Source organism: Pseudoxanthomonas sp. Soil82 (assembly GCF_040446535.1).
In the GTDB taxonomy this organism is placed as follows: domain Bacteria; phylum Pseudomonadota; class Gammaproteobacteria; order Xanthomonadales; family Xanthomonadaceae; genus Pseudoxanthomonas; species Pseudoxanthomonas kaohsiungensis.
In genome coordinates, this window is record NZ_JBEAAK010000001.1 from 177,724 (window position 1) to 193,864 (window position 16,141).

At 70.9% G+C, this 16,141-nt stretch carries 15 protein-coding genes; 9 read left to right on the forward strand and 6 right to left on the reverse strand.

The annotated features are described in order from the left end of the window. Positions 1-4: 4 nt before the first annotated feature. From ABKA19_RS00785 to tsaD, 6 genes are all read right to left on the reverse strand, one after another. Positions 5-844, reverse strand: a complete 840-nt coding sequence (locus ABKA19_RS00785) for a proteasome-type protease (RefSeq protein ID WP_353687219.1) — start codon at positions 842-844, stop codon at positions 5-7. 85 nt (positions 845-929) lie between these two features. After that, positions 930-1,859: an alpha-E domain-containing protein gene (locus ABKA19_RS00790; RefSeq protein ID WP_353687220.1), complete on the reverse strand. Its 930-nt coding sequence runs from the start codon at positions 1,857-1,859 to the stop codon at positions 930-932. Beyond that, entirely contained in the window at positions 1,859-3,304 is a 1,446-nt protein-coding gene (locus ABKA19_RS00795) for a circularly permuted type 2 ATP-grasp protein (protein ID WP_353687221.1), read from the reverse strand. The genes ABKA19_RS00790 and ABKA19_RS00795 overlap by 1 nt, the downstream gene beginning before the upstream one ends. Before the next feature lie 75 nt (positions 3,305-3,379). Continuing rightward, entirely contained in the window at positions 3,380-4,678 is a 1,299-nt protein-coding gene (locus ABKA19_RS00800; protein WP_353687222.1) for a mechanosensitive ion channel family protein, read from the reverse strand. A gap of 7 nt (positions 4,679-4,685) precedes the next feature. After that, positions 4,686-5,051 (reverse strand): dihydroneopterin aldolase, encoded by a 366-nt coding sequence (folB, locus tag ABKA19_RS00805; RefSeq protein ID WP_353687223.1) that lies wholly within the window; start codon positions 5,049-5,051, stop codon positions 4,686-4,688. 65 nt (positions 5,052-5,116) lie between these two features. Continuing rightward, the gene (gene tsaD, locus ABKA19_RS00810; protein ID WP_353687224.1) at positions 5,117-6,145 is read right to left on the reverse strand and encodes a tRNA (adenosine(37)-N6)-threonylcarbamoyltransferase complex transferase subunit TsaD; all 1,029 of its coding nucleotides are present in this window, start codon (positions 6,143-6,145) and stop codon (positions 5,117-5,119) included. Between the two features lie 127 nt (positions 6,146-6,272). Here tsaD and rpsU point away from each other — a divergent pair, with 127 nt between their 5' ends. The 9 genes from rpsU (at position 6,273) to ABKA19_RS00855 (ending at position 15,946) form a co-directional block, all read left to right on the forward strand. Continuing rightward, a complete protein-coding gene (gene rpsU, locus ABKA19_RS00815; protein WP_052631395.1) occupies positions 6,273-6,488 on the forward strand; it encodes a 30S ribosomal protein S21 in 216 nt (71 codons plus the stop codon). A gap of 159 nt (positions 6,489-6,647) precedes the next feature. Further along, positions 6,648-7,094 carry a GatB/YqeY domain-containing protein gene (locus ABKA19_RS00820; protein ID WP_353687225.1) on the forward strand — a complete coding sequence of 149 codons (447 nt, stop codon included), beginning with the start codon at positions 6,648-6,650 and terminating at the stop codon, positions 7,092-7,094. Between the two features lie 88 nt (positions 7,095-7,182). Beyond that, positions 7,183-8,571 (forward strand): PQQ-dependent sugar dehydrogenase, encoded by a 1,389-nt coding sequence (locus tag ABKA19_RS00825; protein ID WP_353687226.1) that lies wholly within the window; start codon positions 7,183-7,185, stop codon positions 8,569-8,571. A gap of 137 nt (positions 8,572-8,708) precedes the next feature. Beyond that, entirely contained in the window at positions 8,709-9,239 is a 531-nt protein-coding gene (locus ABKA19_RS00830; protein ID WP_353687227.1) for a GNAT family N-acetyltransferase, read from the forward strand. 32 nt (positions 9,240-9,271) lie between these two features. Then, positions 9,272-10,192, forward strand: coding sequence for a YihY/virulence factor BrkB family protein (locus ABKA19_RS00835; protein WP_353687228.1), 921 nt, complete (start codon positions 9,272-9,274; stop codon positions 10,190-10,192). Between the two features lie 232 nt (positions 10,193-10,424). Continuing rightward, positions 10,425-12,161, forward strand: coding sequence for a DNA primase (dnaG, locus tag ABKA19_RS00840; RefSeq protein WP_353687229.1), 1,737 nt, complete (start codon positions 10,425-10,427; stop codon positions 12,159-12,161). A 43-nt stretch (positions 12,162-12,204) separates the two neighbouring features. Next, positions 12,205-14,625: an alpha/beta fold hydrolase gene (locus ABKA19_RS00845; protein ID WP_353687230.1), complete on the forward strand. Its 2,421-nt coding sequence runs from the start codon at positions 12,205-12,207 to the stop codon at positions 14,623-14,625. Between the two features lie 208 nt (positions 14,626-14,833). After that, on the forward strand, positions 14,834-15,109 hold the full coding sequence (locus tag ABKA19_RS00850; RefSeq protein WP_353687231.1) for a TFIIB-type zinc ribbon-containing protein: 276 nt from the start codon (positions 14,834-14,836) through the stop codon (positions 15,107-15,109). Positions 15,110-15,199: 90 nt separating this feature from the next. After that, positions 15,200-15,946: a TerC family protein gene (locus ABKA19_RS00855; RefSeq protein WP_353687232.1), complete on the forward strand. Its 747-nt coding sequence runs from the start codon at positions 15,200-15,202 to the stop codon at positions 15,944-15,946. The last annotated feature ends 195 nt before the right edge of the window (positions 15,947-16,141 follow it).

Sequence of the window (16,141 nt, forward strand, 5' to 3'; positions counted from 1 at the left end):
CTGGCTATTGCTGCGCCGACTGGTCGCCCGGATCCGGGCGCGACGGCGAGCGGCGCGGCGGCAGCGGCGGCAGCGGCGGCAGCGCGACCGGATCGTCGCCCGCCGGCAGCTCGGCCTCCCAGGGGAAGCGCGGCAGCGTCCGCACCGCGTTCTCCAGCTTGCGCGACCAGTTCTCGTGGATCTCCGCGTAGAGCGGCGTGTCGCCCTCCAGTCGCATCTGCTGGCTGATGCGCAGGTCGCCGGCGCGGATCAGGGCGAGGTCGATCGGAAGGCCGACCGACAGGTTCGAGCGGATGGTCGAGTCCAGCGACACCAGTGCGCAGCGCGCCGCATCCTCCAGCTCGGTTTCCGGCCGGATGATGCGGTCGAGGATCGGCTTGCCGTACTTGGATTCGCCGATCTGCAGGTAGGGCGTTTCCGGTGACGCCGCGATGCAGTTGCCCAGCGGGTAGACCAGGTACAGGCCCGGCCGCTCGCCCGCCACCTGCCCGCCGAGGATCAGCGTGGCCTGGGTGCTGACGCCGCTGTGCTGGCCGCTGTCCTGGGCCTGCACCTGGCTGGCGACGAGCACCTCGCCCACGTACTCGGCCACTTCGAACAGGTGCCGGAACGTGCGCAGGCTGCGCGCCGCCGACGGATCCTCGGCATCGCGCCGCAACCGCGACACGGCCAGCTGGGTCGTGGCCAGGTTGCCCGAACTCATCACCACGAACACCCGCTCGCCCGGGTACTCGAACACGTGCAGCTTGCGGTGCACGCGCACGTCGTCGAGCGAGGCATTGGTGCGCGTGTCCGCGGCGAAGGCCAGGCCTCCATCCACTTCGATGCCGACGCAATAGGTCATGTCCGGGCCGTGGTTGCTGTGCGACGCGATTCTACAACGCGACCAATCCCCGGCGTTCCCGCCGCGTCCCGGCGATGGAGTGCGTTCATCCCGCGAAGTAGCCGCCGGCAATGGCCTGGTGCAGCTGGCCCAGGTAGACCTGCGCCTCGTCCATGAACCGCGCCGGATCACCCGCGGCCAGCAGCACCGGATCGGCCTGGCGCACCAGGCCGGTCGCCCGCGTCAGGGCGCGTTCCACCGGCGGGCGCGGCGGCATCGCCGGCAGGATCCGCTGCACGCGGGTGAGGCAGAACTGCACGCTGCGCGGGAATTCGGCGTTGTGCAGCAGGAAGCGTAGCGCATGCGTGCCCGATACCCGCTGGCGTACGTGCCGCCGGTACATCTGGTACGCCGCCAGCGCGCGCAGCACCGCCATCCACTGCATGTTCTGGTAGGCCTCGCGGTCGTCCTCGTTGCGCGGCGTCACCAGCCCGGAGGCGCCGGCGTCGATGATCCGCGTGGTCATGTCCGCCTGCTCGATCGCCGTGCCCAGGCGCAGGAAATGGAATCCGATGTCGCGGCTGACGTTGGCCGCCAGCAGGCCGGAGACCTTGAGGCAGCCGTCGGTGATGCGGTTGATGAACTCGAGCCGGTAGCGGCGGGTCAGCACCCGCTCGCCATCGGCATCGATGTACAGGTGAAGGTCGTTCACCGCCTCCCATACTTCCTGCGGCAGGGCATCGCGGATGCCGCGCAGGATCTCGCGCGCGCTGTCGACCGAGGTCCGCAACGACGACGGATTGCGCGCATCCAGCAGCAGGAAATCGAGCACGTCCGCGTCTTCGGGCTCCGGATGGACGCCGGTGAACAGCGCCTCGGCGCCGACCGTGGCGATCATCGGCCGCCAGGTGAAGCGCACCGAGCGCGGCAGGTCCAGTTGCAGCAGGCTGCCCACGCCGACCAGGCGCGCGGTGTTCTCCGCGCGGCGCAGGTAGCGGCTGAACCAGTACAGGTGGTCGGCGACGCGCGAGAGCATCAGCCCATCTCCTCCAGGTCGACCACCCAGGTGTCCTTGGCGCCGCCGCCCTGCGACGAGTTCACCACCAGCGAGCCCTCGGTCATCGCCACCCGGGTCAGGCCGCCGGTGGTCACGTAGGTGTCCTGTCGCGACAGGATGAACGGACGCAGGTCGATGTGCCTCGCCGCCGGGCCGTCGGGGGTGACGATCGGCGCAGTCGACAGGGCCAGCGTCGGCTGGGCCATGTAGTTGCGCGGGTCGGCCTCGATCAGCGCACGGAACTTCTCGCGCTCCTTGCGGCTGGCGCGCGGCCCGATCAGCATGCCGTAGCCGCCTGATTCGTTGGCCGGCTTCACCACCAGCTTGTCCAGGTTCTCCAGCACGTACCTGCGGTCTTTCGCGTTGTGGCAGAGGTAGCTGGGCACGTTCGGCAGGATCGGCTCCTCGTCCAGGTAGTAGCGGATCATCTTCGGCACGTAGGCGAATACGACCTTGTCGTCGGCCACGCCGGCGCCGGGCGCGTTGGCCAGCGCCACCTTGCCGGCACGCCAGCTGCGGATCAGGCCAGGCACGCCGAGCATCGAGTCGGGATGGAACACTTCCGGGTCGATGAAAAGGTCGTCGACGCGGCGATAGATGACATCCACGCGCTGCGGCCCGTAGACGGTGCGCATGTAGGTGCAGTCGTCGTCGCCGACGAACAGGTCGCCGCCCTCGACCAGCTCGATCCCCATCGCCTGGGCCAGGTAGGCGTGCTCGAAGTAGGCACTGTTGAGTACGCCGGGCGTCAGCAGCGCGATCGCCGGGGTGTCGCCCGGCCGCGGCGACAGCGCGGCGAGGGTGTCGTAGAGCTGCGCCGGATAATCGTCCACGGGCAGGATCGCGCTGGTCTCGAACAGCTCCGGGAACACGCGCTTGGCCACCATCCGGTTCTCGAGCATGTACGACACGCCGGAGGGGATGCGCAGGTTGTCTTCCAGCGCGTACAGCGTGCCGTCGCCATCGCGGACCAGGTCCGATCCGCAGATGTGCGCCCACACGTCCAGCGGCGGGCGCACGCCGACGCACTGTTCGCGGAAGTTCACCGACTGCTTCAGCAGCGCCGCCGGGAACACCTTGTCCCGGACGATCTTCTGGTCGCCGTAGATGTCGCCGATGAACAGGTTGAGGGCGCGCATGCGCTGCTTGAGCCCGGCCTCGGTGCGCCGCCACTCGCGGCGGTCGAGGATCCGCGGGATCAGGTCGAACGGCAGCGTGCGGTCGACGTTGCGACCGTCGCTGTAGACGGTGAAGGTGATGCCCATGACCCGGGCAGCCACGTCGGCGGCGAGCTGGCGTTCGGCCAGTTCACGCCCGGTCAGCCCGGACAGGTATTCGACCAGCGGCCGCGCGGCCGGCCGCGGGCGGCCCTCCCCGTCGATCAGCTCGTCATACGACGGCGTCCGGTACCTAGCCCAATCCATCGCGCCTGCCTGCCTGGCCGCCGTCGTCCCCGCGCCGGCTTGTGCATCGCAACATGCACGCGGGCGCTGCAGGCGTCAAGTCGACGCGGCGGGATCCCCGCGCCGCTCCCCGCTGCCCGCCAGCGTGCGGAAATCCGCACCGGCGGGCTCCTGGAAGACCCGCAGGCCGAACTCCGGCAGGATCGCCAGCAGGTGGTCGAAGATGTCCGACTGGATGCCCTCGTACACCGCCCAGCGGGTGTCGCTGGTGAAGCAGTAGATCTCCAGCGGCAGGCCGGTCGGGCCGGGCTGCAGCTGGCGGACCAGCAGGGTCAGGTCGCGGTGCACCTGCGGGTGGTGGCGCAGGTAGCGCTCGACATAGGCGCGGAACGTGCCGAGGTTGGTGATCCGGCGCGCGTTGACCGGCAGTTCGCCATCGGCGCCGAGGCCGGCGTTCCAGTCGGCGAGTTCGCGCTCCTTGGTGTCCAGGTAGTCGCGCAGCAGGGTGAAGCGCCTGAGCGCGTCGCGCTCGGCCGGATCGAGGAAGCGGACGCTGGCCTGGTCCAGGTGCAGGGCGCGCTTGATCCGGCGGCCGCCCGATTCGGTCATGCCGCGCCAGTTCTTGAACGACTCGCTGATCAGCTTGCGGGTCGGGATCGTGGTGACGGTCTTGTCCCAGTTCTGCACGGTGACCGTGTGCAGGGCGATGTCGGTGACGTCGCCGTCGGCATTCTGGCTGGGCATCTCGATCCAGTCGCCGACCCGCACCCGGCCGTCGCTGCTGATCTGCACGCTGGCGACGAACGACAGGATCGTGTCCTGGAACACCAGCATCACCACCGCCGTCGCCGCGCCCAGGCCGGTGACCAGGTGCAGCATGCGCACGCCGGCCAGGGTCGCGATGATCGACAGCCCGGCGAGGATGAAGACCGCGATCTTGGCCACCTGCACGTAGCCCTTGATCGGCTTGTGCCGCGCGTCCGGCCGGCGCTCGTACAGGTCGTTGAGCGCGTCGAGCGCGTGCGAGAAGGCCAGCGCCAGGGTCAGCACCACCCACGCCTGGCATGCGCCGTGGACGAAGGCCACCACCGCCGGCGGCACGCCCGGGACCCAGCCGATGCCGGCGGAGATCACCAGCGCCGGAACCACGTTGGCCAGCCGCGGGATCACCTTGAGCCGGTAGGAGTCCTCGCCCTCGCCACGGCGCACCAGCCGGCCCACCACCCGGCGCAACCCGCGCAGCAGGACCTTCCGGGTCAGCAGGTTGGCCAGCGCGGCGGCCAGCAGCAGCAGCGACAGCACCAGCAGGGTGTAGGCCCACGGATAGGGCTCCAGCGCGAGCCGCGTTCCTTCCAGCCAGCGGACCGCGCCGGCCTCGGCCTGGGCGATCGCCATCACCGGCTCACGCCCCGCCGGCGGGGCGGGAACGCTCGATCACCACGCCCACCGCCTGCGCGCCGCGCACCGCGCCGGGCTTGCTCAGCTTCAGCCGCAGCCACTGCACGCCGAATTCCTCGAGCACGATCGCCGCGCACCGCTCGGCCAGCGTCTCCACCAGGCCGAAACCGGACTGGCCGACGAACTCGACCAGGCGCTTGCTCACCGCCTTGTAGTCGAGCGTGTCGGCGATGTCGTCGCTGGCCGCGGGCACGCGGTTGTCGAACGCCATCTCCAGGTCGAAGCGCAGGACCTGGCGGATGCGCCGCTCCCAATCGTAGATGCCGATCAGCGCCTCGATCTCGAGGCCTTCGATGAATACCTTGTCCATGCGCGCATGGTAGCGCGGGCGGCATGCACGCCCGGCGAAGGCGGGCGCATCCCGACCTCCAAGGCTCAGGTCAGTGCCGGCAGCGCCGACATGTCCCAGCGCGGGGTCACCATCACCTGCGCATCGTCGTGCTGGCCGGCCTGCAGCCGCAACGCGCCGGCGAACGCGATCATCGCGCCGTTGTCGGTGCACAGCGCCGGCCGCGGGAAGCAGGCGCGGCCGCCGCGCTGCGCGCACATCGCCTGCAGATTCGCGCGCAGGCGCTTGTTGGCGCCGACGCCGCCGGCGACCACCAGGGTGTCGCAGCCGGCCGCGTCCAGCGCCCGCTGGCACTTGATCGCCAGGGTGTCGACCACCGCGTCCTCGAAGCCGCGGGCGATGTCGGCCCGGGTCTGCGGCGACTGGTCGGACTGCTGCCAGGCCAGCAGCACCTGGGTCTTCAGGCCGCTGAAGCTGAAGTCCAGGCCGGGCCGGTCGGTCATCGGCCGGGCGAAGCGGTAGGCGCCCGGGGTGCCCTGCTCGGCCAGCGCGGCCAGCTGCGGGCCGCCCGGATAGGGCAGGCCCATCAGCTTGGCGGTCTTGTCGAAGGCCTCGCCGGCCGCGTCGTCGAGGGTCTCGCCCAGCAGCCGGTAGCTGCCGATCGCTTCCACCGCCACCAGTTGGGTGTGCCCGCCGGAGACCAGCAGGGCCACGAACGGGGGCTGCGGGGGGTCGTCCTCCATCAGCGGTGCCAGCAGGTGCCCCTCCATGTGGTGGACGCCGATGGCCGGCACGTCGAGCGCCCAGGCCAGCGCGCGCGCGGTCCCGGCACCGACCAGCAGCGCCCCGACCAGGCCCGGGCCGGCCGTGTAAGCCACCCCGTCCAGGTCGCCGGTCCCCAGCCCGGCCTCGGCCAGGGTCTGCCGGACCAGGGGCAGCAGCTTGCGCACGTGGTCGCGGCTGGCCAGTTCGGGAACGACCCCGCCGTACTCGGCGTGCAGCGCGATCTGGCTGTAGACCGCATGGGCGCGCAGGCCGGCGGCCCCGCCCACGGCGGTGTCGTAGACGGCCACGCCGGTCTCGTCGCAGGAGGTTTCGATGCCGAGGACGCGCATGGGCTGGGACTGGGCCGGGTAAGGAGGTGACGGGCGGCCCTGGAACCGGCTTGCACCGGCCCCGGGGACCCCGCTATCATACGCGGCTCACCGGGCGCGACCCGGTTATTTGTGTCCCGGAGATTCCATGCCCAGCGTCAAAGTCCGCGAGAACGAGCCCTTCGAGTTCGCGCTGCGCCGTTTCAAGCGCACCTGCGAGAAGGCCGGCGTCCTGGCCGAAACCCGCAAGCGCGAGTTCTACGAGAAGCCGACCCAGGAGCGCAAGCGCAAGGCCGCCGCGGCGGTGAAGCGCCAGGTGCGCCGGATGTCGCGCGACGTCACCAAGCGCCAGCGCCTCTACTGAGGCCAGCGTTTGTTGCCGGGGTGCCCGCACGGGCCGCCCCGTCGACGAGGCAAACCGAAAGCCGGCACGCCCACGCGTGGCCGGCTTTTTGTGTTTCCCGCGAAACCTTACCTGCCGCCGTGCCGGCGCATCCCCTCCACCGAACCGACAGGCTACGCCATGACCCTCAAGCAGCAACTGACCGATGACATGAAGGCCGCGATGAAGAGCGGCGACAAGGACAGCCTGGGCGTGATCCGCCTGATCAACGCCGCGATCAAGCAGAAGGAAGTGGACGAGCGGGTCGAGCTGGACGACGCCGCGGTGCTGGCCGTGCTCGACAAGATGGTCAAGCAGCGCAAGGACTCGGTGACCCAGTACGAAGCCGCCGCGCGCGAGGACCTGGCCGCGATCGAGCGCGCCGAGATCGTGGTGATCGAGCGCTACCTGCCGACCAAGCTGGACGAGGCCGCGATCCTGGCCGCGATCGACGCGGCCATCGCGCAGACCGGTGCGAGCGGCGCGGCCGACATGGGCAAGCTGATGGGCGTGCTCAAGCCGCAGCTGGCCGGCCAGGCCGACATGGGCCAGGTCTCGGCCCTGGTGAAGCGCCGCCTGGCGGGCTGAGCCCACGCGCGGGCCGGCGACATCGGCCCTGACCGGGCCGTCACGGCGCCGCTGCTGCAATGCCCGCTCCCCACGCGGAGCGGGCCCCATGGCGGCACCCACCTTCAGGCGCATCCGGCCGGCACTGCTGGCGACGGCGCTCGCCGCCACCCTCGCCGGCTGCATCAGCAGCCACCAGCCGCCGGTGAACGAGACCGCGCCGGCCGCGGCCACCGCGGCGCAGGCGCCGGTGTACCCGCCCGGCACCGGGCCATCGCCCGAACTGCCGGCGCCAGTGTCGACCGCCATTCCCGTGGTCGAGATCGCCCCGGCCGTGGGCGGGCCGGCGGACGGCCAGCCGCGACCCGCCGACGGCTTCCAGGTCACCGCGTTCGCGCGCGGCCTGGACCATCCGCGCACCCTGCTGGTCCTGCCCAACGGCGACGTGCTGGTGGCCGAAACCAACAAGCCCGCGCCGGCCGAACCGGTCCGCGGCCTGCGCCCGAAGGCCATGGCCGCGGTCCAGGAGCGCGCCGGCGCCGGCGTGCCCAGCGCCGACCGGATCACCCTGTTGCGCGACGCCGACGGCGATGGCGTGGCCGAGCAACGCCACGTCTTCCTCGAGGGCCTGCACTCGCCGTTTGGCATGGCGCTGGTCGGCGACACGCTGTACGTCGCCAACGCCGACGCCCTGGTGAAGGTGCGCTACGACGCCGGCGCGACCGCGATCGCCACCAGGCCCACCCGCGTCGTCGGCCTGCCCGCCGGGCGCAACCACCACTGGACCAAGTCGCTGGTCGCCAACCCGGCGGGTGCCACGCTGTTCGTCGGCGTGGGCTCGAACAGCAACATCGCCGAGCACGGCATGGACGAGGAGGTCGAGCGTGCCGCAGTGCTGGAAGTGGACCCGGCCGCCGGCACGCGCCGGGTGTATGCCGGCGGCCTGCGCAATCCGACCGCGCTGGCGATCCATCCCCGCGACCGGCGCCTGTGGGCGGTGGTCAACGAGCGCGACGAGCTCGGCAACGACCTGGTGCCCGACTACCTGACCTCGGTCGCCGAGGGTGCCTTCTACGGCTGGCCCTACAGCTACTGGGGCCAGCACGTGGACACGCGGGTCGAACCGCAGGATCCGTCGCTGGTCGCGCGCGCGGTGGTGCCCGACTACGGCCTGGGCTCCCACGTCGCGCCGCTGGGCCTGGCGTTCTACGCGGCAGACGCGCTGCCGGCGCGCTATCGCGACGGCGCCTTCATCGGCCTGCATGGTTCCTGGAACCGTTCGCCGAAAGTCGGGTACCAGGTGGTGTTCGTGCCGTTCACCGACGGCCGTCCCTCCGGCCCGCCGGAAACCGTGCTCGACGGATTCGTCGGCGATGACGGCAAGGCCCGCGGGCGCCCGGTCGGCGTGGCGGTGGACGCCGGCGGCGGCGTGCTGGTCGCCGACGATGTCGGCAACGCGATCTGGCGTGTGACCGCCACTTCCACCGGCACCAAGTAGGCAGCCAGGGATCCACGGGGCGGCAGGGAAGCCACCGCCTCCGGCACGAGCAGCACGGCACGGGGTACGACCCTCATGATCCGGCGAAAGCGTGCCCATTGCGGCCACAATGGAAGCGACTTCCCAGGGCCGCCGCCATGCCGAACGACACGATCCACCTGCGCCCGGCCGTACCCGCCGACATCCCGCTGGTCCTCGAACTCATCGCTGGCCTGGCCGAGTACGAACGCCTGGCGCACGAGGCGGTGGCTACCGCTGCGGACCTGGAAGCGGCCCTGTTCGGCCCGCGCCCGGCCGCCGAGGTGGTGATCGCCGAATGCGATGGCCAGCCGGCCGGCTTCGCCCTCTTCTTCGTCTCCTTCTCCACCTTCCTCGGCAAGCCGGGCCTGTACCTGGAAGACCTGTACGTGCTGCCGGCGCTGCGCGGCCGCGGCATCGGCAGGCGGCTGATGGTGCACCTGGCGCGGCTGGCGCTGGAACGCGGCTACGGCCGCTTCGAGTGGTCGGTGCTGGACTGGAACACGCCGGCGATCGACTTCTACCGCGGCCTCGGTGCCCGGCCGATGGAAGGCTGGACCGTGCAGCGTGTCAGCGGCGACGCCCTGCGCACCCTGGCCGCGAATGGCGACGCGGGCTCCGCTCACGCGCTTGCCACGCCGCCTGGGTGACGCTGGCCGGGCCCGTGCATCCCGCCCATGCGATGAAGCGCCTGTCCCCCGCCAAGCTGCGCCGCCACCTCGACCGCCTCGAACAGAGCCTGCCGGCGGCGCTGGTCCGGCGCTTCGCCGAGGCGGACCTGATGACCCAGGCCGCCTCGCTCTCGTTCTACACCTTGCTGTCGCTGGCGCCGCTGCTGGTGCTGCTGCTGTGGCTGACCGCGTCGCTGTATCCGCCGGCGCAGGCGTCGCTGGTCGCGCAGATCGGCGACCTGGCCGGTCCCAGCGCCGAGGCGGTCGCCGCGACGGTGATCCGCAATGCCGACGCGCAGCCGGACATCGGCTCGTTGGCCGGGGTGTGGAGCCTGGCCCTGCTGTTCGTGGGCGCCACGGTGGTGTTCGCCCAGCTGCAGGGGGCGCTCAACCTGATCTTCCGCACCGGCGGCGAGCGGCTCGGCGGCCTGCGCGCCTGGCTGCGCAAGCGGGTGTTCTCGCTGGGCGTGGTGCTGGCGCTGGGCTTCCTGCTGATCGTGTCGATGATCGCCACCACCGCGCTGCAGGTGGTGTTCGCGCACCTGCCCTCGGTCCTGCCGGCGATCGGCTACGCGACCACCCTGCTGCTCTACACGCTGGCCTTCGCCTTCCTCTACCACTACCTGCCCGACCGCCGGGTGGCGTGGCGGCAGGCGTTCCTGGGCGGCGCGATCACCGCGCTGCTGTTCGCCCTGGGCCGCTACCTGATCGGCCTGTACCTGGCGCAGGCCGCACCCGGCAGCGCCTACGGCTCGATGGGCGCGCTGGTCCTGCTGCTGCTGTGGACCTACTACGCGGCGGTGGTGTTCTTCGCCGGCGCGCTGATCACCGCGGTCATCGACGAACGGACGCAGTCGCGGCTGAAGCTGCGCGCAGCTGGCCTCGAGAACTCCGCACTCTCCCGGAACGGCATGGCCCGGACCCCGCCTTGAGCCGGATTGTGCGAGCCGCGAAGCAGGCGAAGTCCGCCGGCACCCGGGCATAGGAAACCAGTGCACAGGGATGTGCCACGACACCGCGTAAGGACGGGATGTCGTCCCGGGGTGGACCACATGACCAGGTGCCGGCGGACTCGCTCCGGGGCAGACGCCGCCGCTCCGTCGTTGCCATCGCCGTTGCATGCCGCTTCGCCCCCGGGAATACGCGCCATGGCATCCTATTGCGATGGCCCGCCTGTCCGACGCGTTCATCGACGACCTGCTCGCACGTTCCGACATCGTCGAGATCGTCGGTTCGCGCGTGCCGCTCAAGCGCAAGGGCCGCGAGTACAGCGCGCCGTGTCCGTTCCACGACGAGCGCACGCCCTCGTTCTACGTTTCGCCGACCAAGCAGTTCTACCACTGCTTCGGCTGCGGCGCGCACGGCACCGCGATCAGCTTCCTGATGAACTACGACCGGCTCGAGTTCCTCGACGCGGTCGAGGAACTGGCGCGCCGGGCCGGCATCGAGGTGCCCAAGGAGACCCGCCAGAACAACCAGGACAGCGACCTGCGCGACCAGTACGCGGCGCTGGAAGCGGCCGCGAAACTGTTCCAGCGGCAGCTGGCCGACAGCCCGCGCGCGCGCGACTACCTGGACGGCCGCGGCGTCGACGCGGACAACCGCGCCCGCTTTTCCATCGGCTACGCCGCCGACGGCTATTCCACGCTCAAGGACGCGCTGGGCACCGACGAGCGCCGGCTCAAGCTGCTCGAACGCACCGGCATGCTGTCGAAGAACGACCGCGGCCACGTCTACGACAAGTTCCGCGACCGGGTGATGTTCCCGATCCACGACCGGCGCGGGCGGGTGATCGCCTTCGGCGGCCGCGTGCTCTCCGCGCCTGCCGACGGCCGGGACGCCGGCCCCAAGTACCTCAACTCGCCCGAGACCGCGCTGTTCCACAAGGGCCGCGAGCTGTACGGCCTGTGGCAGGCGCGCCAGGCCAACCAGAAGCTGGAACGGCTGATCGTGGTCGAGGGCTACATGGACGTGGTGGCACTCTTCCAGCACGGCATCACCCAGGCGGTGGCCACGCTCGGCACCGCCACCACCGCCGACCACGCCGAACTGCTGTTCCGCAACGCGCCGGACGTCTACTTCTGCTTCGATGGCGACGCCGCCGGCCGCCGCGCCGGCTGGCGCGCGGTGGAATCGGTGCTGCCGCGGATGAAGGACGGACGCCAGGCGTTCTTCCTGTTCCTGCCCGACGGCGAGGATCCGGACAGCATCGTGCGCAAGGAAGGCGCCGCCGGCTTCGACGCGCGCCTGGCCCAGGCCACGCCGCTGTCGCAGTTCTTCTTCGAGGAACTGGGCCGCGACATCAACCGCGGCACGCTGGACGGCCGTGCGCGCCTGGCCGAGCGCGCACGCCCGCTGCTGGCGCAGCTTCCCGATGGTGCCTTCGCCGACCTGATGCGGCAGGAACTGCAACGCCAGACCGGCGTCGATGCCGCCCGCCCGGTCGCCGAGGCGCGTCCGCCGGCGCGCCAGGCCGCCCCCGCGCAGCAGCGGCGCAGCCTGGTGCGCAGCGTGATCGCGCTGCTGCTGCAGCAGCCATCGCTGGGCCTGCAGCTGGAGCGCCCCTACCGGTTCGCCGAGCTGCGCCTGCCGGGCGTGCCCTTGCTGCTGGAAATCCTGGACGTGGTCGCGCAGCGGCCGGAGATCAGCACCGGCGCCCTGCTTGAACATTTCGCCGCGCACGAACAGGCCGAGGCGCTGCGCAGGCTCGCCGCGCAGGTCCTGCCCGGCGAGGAGGCCAGCTGGGCGCACGAGCTGCACGACGCCGTCGCGCAGCTTGAACGGCAGACGGTGCAGCAGCGCATCGACGAGCTCCAGCAGAAGCAGCGCGCGCAGGGGCTGGACGAGACCGACAAGTACGAGATGCGGATGCTGCTGCAGGGACTGGCCGGCCGCGGATAGGCCGCTTACCCTGCAGGCTGGTATCGCACTCCGCAGGTCCTCGATGCGCCACAACCTGTTCACCGCCTTCCTGCTCGCCCTGCTGCCGTTGCAGGCCGCGGCCGCCGATCCGGTACAGCGCCAGGTGGCCGGCAACCGCACCACCGAGAACGTGCCCGAGGTGCCGGCCGACCTGCTCGAACGCCTGGACCGCTACCAAAACACCCGAGGCGCCAGCCTCGCCGGCTGGACGCGCGAGGGCTGCCTGCTGGTCAGCACGCGCTTCGCCGAGACCGCCCAGGCCCATCGCGTCTGCACGCCGCTGGGCATGCGCGAGCAGCTGACCTTCCATCGCGAGCCGGTCACGGGGCTGGTGCCGGCGCCGCCGGGCGCATGGCGCGATGGCTTCGTATTCGCCAAGGACCGCGGCGGCGACGAGTTCTCGCAGCTGTACTGGTTCGACGACGCCACCCGCGTCACCACCCTGCTCACCGACGGCAGGCGCAGCCAGAACGGTGGCGCGGTGGTCAGCCGCGACGGCGGGCTGCTGGCCTACTCGAGCACGGTGCGCAACGGCACCGACCGCGACATCTGGGTGCGCGACACGCGCAGCGGCCAGTCGCGCGCGGTATTGACCGAGGGCGGCAGCTGGAGCGCCAGCGATTTCTCGCCCGACGGCACGCGCCTGCTGGTCAGCCGTTATGTCTCGGCCAACGAGAGCTATCCGGGCGAGCTGGAACTGGCCAGCGGCAAGCTGGCGATGTTCCCGGTCGATGGCGGCAAGGCCGCGCTGGGGCAGTTCCAGTACGCGCCGGACGGCAAGAGCGTGTTCTACATTTCAGACGAGGACATCGACGGCAAGCCGCAGCAGTTCCGCACGCTGCGATGGCATGGGCCGGGCATGGGCGCGCCGAAGCTGATCAGCGCGCATATCCCCTGGGACGTGGACGAAGTGCGCATCGCCGGCGACGGCCGCCACCTGGCCTACAGCACCAACGAGGACGGCATCTCGCGCTTGCACGTGCTGCGCCTGCCCGGCCTGCAGCCGGTGCAACTGCCGGCGCTGGATCAACTGCCGGTCGGGGTGATCGGCAACTTCGATTTCTCCGCTGACGGCAAGCGCCTGGCGCTGGACCTCAACAGCGCCACCTCGCCCAGCGACGTGTACGTGCTCGGCCTGGATGGCAAGTCATTGGAGCGTTGGACGCGCAGCGAAGTCGGCGGCCTGGATGCGTCGGCCTTCATCGCGCCCACGCTCATTCGTTATCCGACCTTCGACGAAGTCGACGGCACGCCGCGCAAGATTCCCGCGTTCTATTACCGCCCGGCCAAGGCCGCCGCATCGGGCAAGCATCCGGTGCTGATCAACATCCACGGCGGCCCGGAGGGCCAGTCGCAGCCGGTGTTCAATCCGACCATCCAGTTCATGCTCGCCGACCTGGGCGTGGCGGTGCTGGTGCCCAACGTGCGCGGCTCTTCCGGCTACGGCAAGGATTACCTGCAGGCCGACAATGGCTTCAAGCGTGAGGATTCGGTCAAGGACATCGGCGCGCTGCTGGACTGGATCGCCACACAGCCCGATCTGGACGCCTCGCGCGTGGGCGTCTACGGCGGCAGCTATGGCGGCTACATGGTGCTGGCCGCGCTGATGCATTACAGCGACCGCATCCGCGCCGGGATCGACGTGGTCGGCATCTCCGACTTCCGCACCTTCCTGCAGAACACCGAGAACTACCGCCGGGACCTGCGCCGCGCCGAGTACGGCGACGAGCGCGACCCGGCAATGGCCGAGTTCTTCGCCCGGATCGCCCCGCTCAACCACGCCGCCCGGATCCGCGCGCCGCTGTTCGTCGCCCAGGGCCGCAACGACCCGCGCGTGCCCTGGACCGAAGCCGAGCAGATCGTGAAGGCGGTGCGCGGCAATGGCCAGCCGGTGTGGTACCTGGAGTTCGCCGACGAGGGCCATGGCTTCCGCAAGAAGACCAACACCGACTACTTCAACGCCGCCTCGATGCTGTTCTGGCAGCAGCACCTGCTCGACGGCCCGGACCGCTTCGCCGAGCCGCGCGCCGGCCTGCGCACCGGCGGCCAGCCGACCGCGCAGGACCTGGCCCGACTCAAGGAGCAGGGCGTGCGCACGGTGATCGACCTGCGCGGTCCGGGCGAGGACCGCGGCTTCGATGAGGCCGCCGAAGCGGCCCGCCTGGGGCTGGACTACGTCGCCCTGCCGATCGCAGGCAAGGACGACGTCACCCCCGCCAATGCCGATGCGCTGGCCGCACTGCTCGCCGAGCGCGGCGGCGGCGTACTGCTGCATTGCGCCTCCGGCAACCGCGCCGGCGCGTTGCTGGCGCTGGGCGCCGCGCGCGCCGGGATGCCGGCCGCCGAGGCGCTCGCCCTGGGCCGGAAGGCCGGCCTGGCCTCGCTGGAGCCGGTCGTGGCCGCGCAGCTGGAGCGCACCGGTGCGCCTGCCGGGGCGGAGTGACCGCCGCCTGCCAGTCATGATGCGCGTGCTAGGATCGCGCATCGAAGGGGAGTAGCCCCCAACGCCCGCGTCGTCATTACGGACCCCGGTCCCGGCGCGGCGGCAGGCCCAAAGGCCTGTGGGCAAGACCTTCGCCGTCCCACGGCGAAGGTGCGTCCATTTCCGGAGCACGGCCGTCGTGGCCCTGGATTTCCCGGAGCCTCCCCACATGCAATGCCCCGCCTGCAAGACCGTCAACCTGGCCATGACCGATCGCCAGGGCATCGAGATCGACTACTGCCCGCAATGCCGCGGCGTCTGGCTCGACCGCGGTGAACTGGACCGCCTGATCGAACGCGCCGGCGCCGAAATGCCCGCGCAGCGCCCGGCCTACCGCCCCGACGAGCGGCACGCGCCGCGCCCGCACGGCCATCACGACGCCCACGGCTACGGCAACAAGCCGCGCAAGCCCAAGTCGCTGCTCGGCGAACTGTTCGACTTCTAGCGGCCCAGCCCGCATCCTTCCGCTGACCACCACGCCGCGTGCACCCGCACGCGGGCACCCTCCGGCCGCACCCCTTCGACCGAACCCGCCATGGAATCCCTGTTCACCGCCGAAATCCTGATCGCCCTGGCGACCCTGACCGCGCTCGAGCTGGTCCTGGGCATCGACAACATCATCTTCATCTCGATCCTCGCCGGGCGCCTGCCGCCGGAGCAGCGCGCCCGCGCGCGCCGGCTGGGCATCGCCGGCGCGGCGATCACGCGACTGGGCCTGCTGTTCGCCATCGTCTGGATCACGCGCCTGACCTATCCGGTCTTCGAAGCCTTTGGCCAGCCGTTCTCGTGGCGCGACATGATCCTGATCGGCGGCGGCTTGTTCCTGATCGCCAAGGCCACGCTGGAGATCCACCACAAGGTCGAGGGCGCCGGCGGCGACCCTTCGCTCAAGCGCGCGGCCACCTCGTTCGCCGGCGTGATCGCCCAGATCATGGTGCTGGACATCGTGTTCTCGCTGGACTCGATCATCACCGCGGTCGGCATGGTCGACGAGCGCTGGGTCATGGTCACCGCGATCGTGGTGTCGATCGCCTTCATGCTGGCCTTCGCCGGCCCGATCGGCGACTTCGTCGAGCGCCATCCGACGGTCAAGGTGCTCGCGCTGAGCTTCCTGATCATGATCGGCCTGGTGCTGATCGCCGACGGCTTCGGCATGCACATCCCGAAGGGCTACGTGTACACCGCCATGGCCTTCTCGGTGTTCGTCGAGGCGATCAACATGTGGATCCGCAGCCGCGAGAAGAAGACCGCCGCCTCGGCCGGCGAGGCGGGCGGCGGCTGACGGTCCTCGATACCGGCCAGACCGGCCGCGCCGGATCCGGGTCCGGCGCGGCCAGCCACAGGCTGTCGATGCCTGTGGGCAGACCGCCCCGTAGAGCGGGGCTTGCCCCGCTGCCCCTGGAGGCCTCCGCGGCACGCGAAGTGCAGCGGGGCAAGCCCCGCTCTACGGGGACCAGGTCGCGGTGGCGGCGACCGA

Excerpts from the sequence above, each read along its gene's own strand:
- ABKA19_RS00800 (WP_353687222.1), bottom strand. The coding sequence starts at position 4,678 with ATGGCGATCGCCCAGGCCGAGGCCGGCGCGGTCCGCTGGCTGGAAGGA.
- ABKA19_RS00820 (WP_353687225.1), top strand. The coding sequence starts at position 6,648 with ATGACCCTCAAGCAGCAACTGACCGATGACATGAAGGCCGCGATGAAG.
- ABKA19_RS00795 (WP_353687221.1), bottom strand. The coding sequence starts at position 3,304 with ATGGATTGGGCTAGGTACCGGACGCCGTCGTATGACGAGCTGATCGAC.
- ABKA19_RS00825 (WP_353687226.1), top strand. The coding sequence starts at position 7,183 with ATGGCGGCACCCACCTTCAGGCGCATCCGGCCGGCACTGCTGGCGACG.
- rpsU (WP_052631395.1), top strand. The coding sequence starts at position 6,273 with ATGCCCAGCGTCAAAGTCCGCGAGAACGAGCCCTTCGAGTTCGCGCTG.
- ABKA19_RS00845 (WP_353687230.1), top strand. The coding sequence starts at position 12,205 with ATGCGCCACAACCTGTTCACCGCCTTCCTGCTCGCCCTGCTGCCGTTG.
- ABKA19_RS00835 (WP_353687228.1), top strand. The coding sequence starts at position 9,272 with ATGAAGCGCCTGTCCCCCGCCAAGCTGCGCCGCCACCTCGACCGCCTC.
- ABKA19_RS00790 (WP_353687220.1), bottom strand. The coding sequence starts at position 1,859 with ATGCTCTCGCGCGTCGCCGACCACCTGTACTGGTTCAGCCGCTACCTG.
- folB (WP_353687223.1), bottom strand. The coding sequence starts at position 5,051 with ATGGACAAGGTATTCATCGAAGGCCTCGAGATCGAGGCGCTGATCGGC.
- ABKA19_RS00785 (WP_353687219.1), bottom strand. The coding sequence starts at position 844 with ATGACCTATTGCGTCGGCATCGAAGTGGATGGAGGCCTGGCCTTCGCC.
- ABKA19_RS00850 (WP_353687231.1), top strand. The coding sequence starts at position 14,834 with ATGCAATGCCCCGCCTGCAAGACCGTCAACCTGGCCATGACCGATCGC.
- tsaD (WP_353687224.1), bottom strand. The coding sequence starts at position 6,145 with ATGCGCGTCCTCGGCATCGAAACCTCCTGCGACGAGACCGGCGTGGCC.
- ABKA19_RS00855 (WP_353687232.1), top strand. The coding sequence starts at position 15,200 with ATGGAATCCCTGTTCACCGCCGAAATCCTGATCGCCCTGGCGACCCTG.
- ABKA19_RS00830 (WP_353687227.1), top strand. The coding sequence starts at position 8,709 with ATGCCGAACGACACGATCCACCTGCGCCCGGCCGTACCCGCCGACATC.
- dnaG (WP_353687229.1), top strand. The coding sequence starts at position 10,425 with ATGGCCCGCCTGTCCGACGCGTTCATCGACGACCTGCTCGCACGTTCC.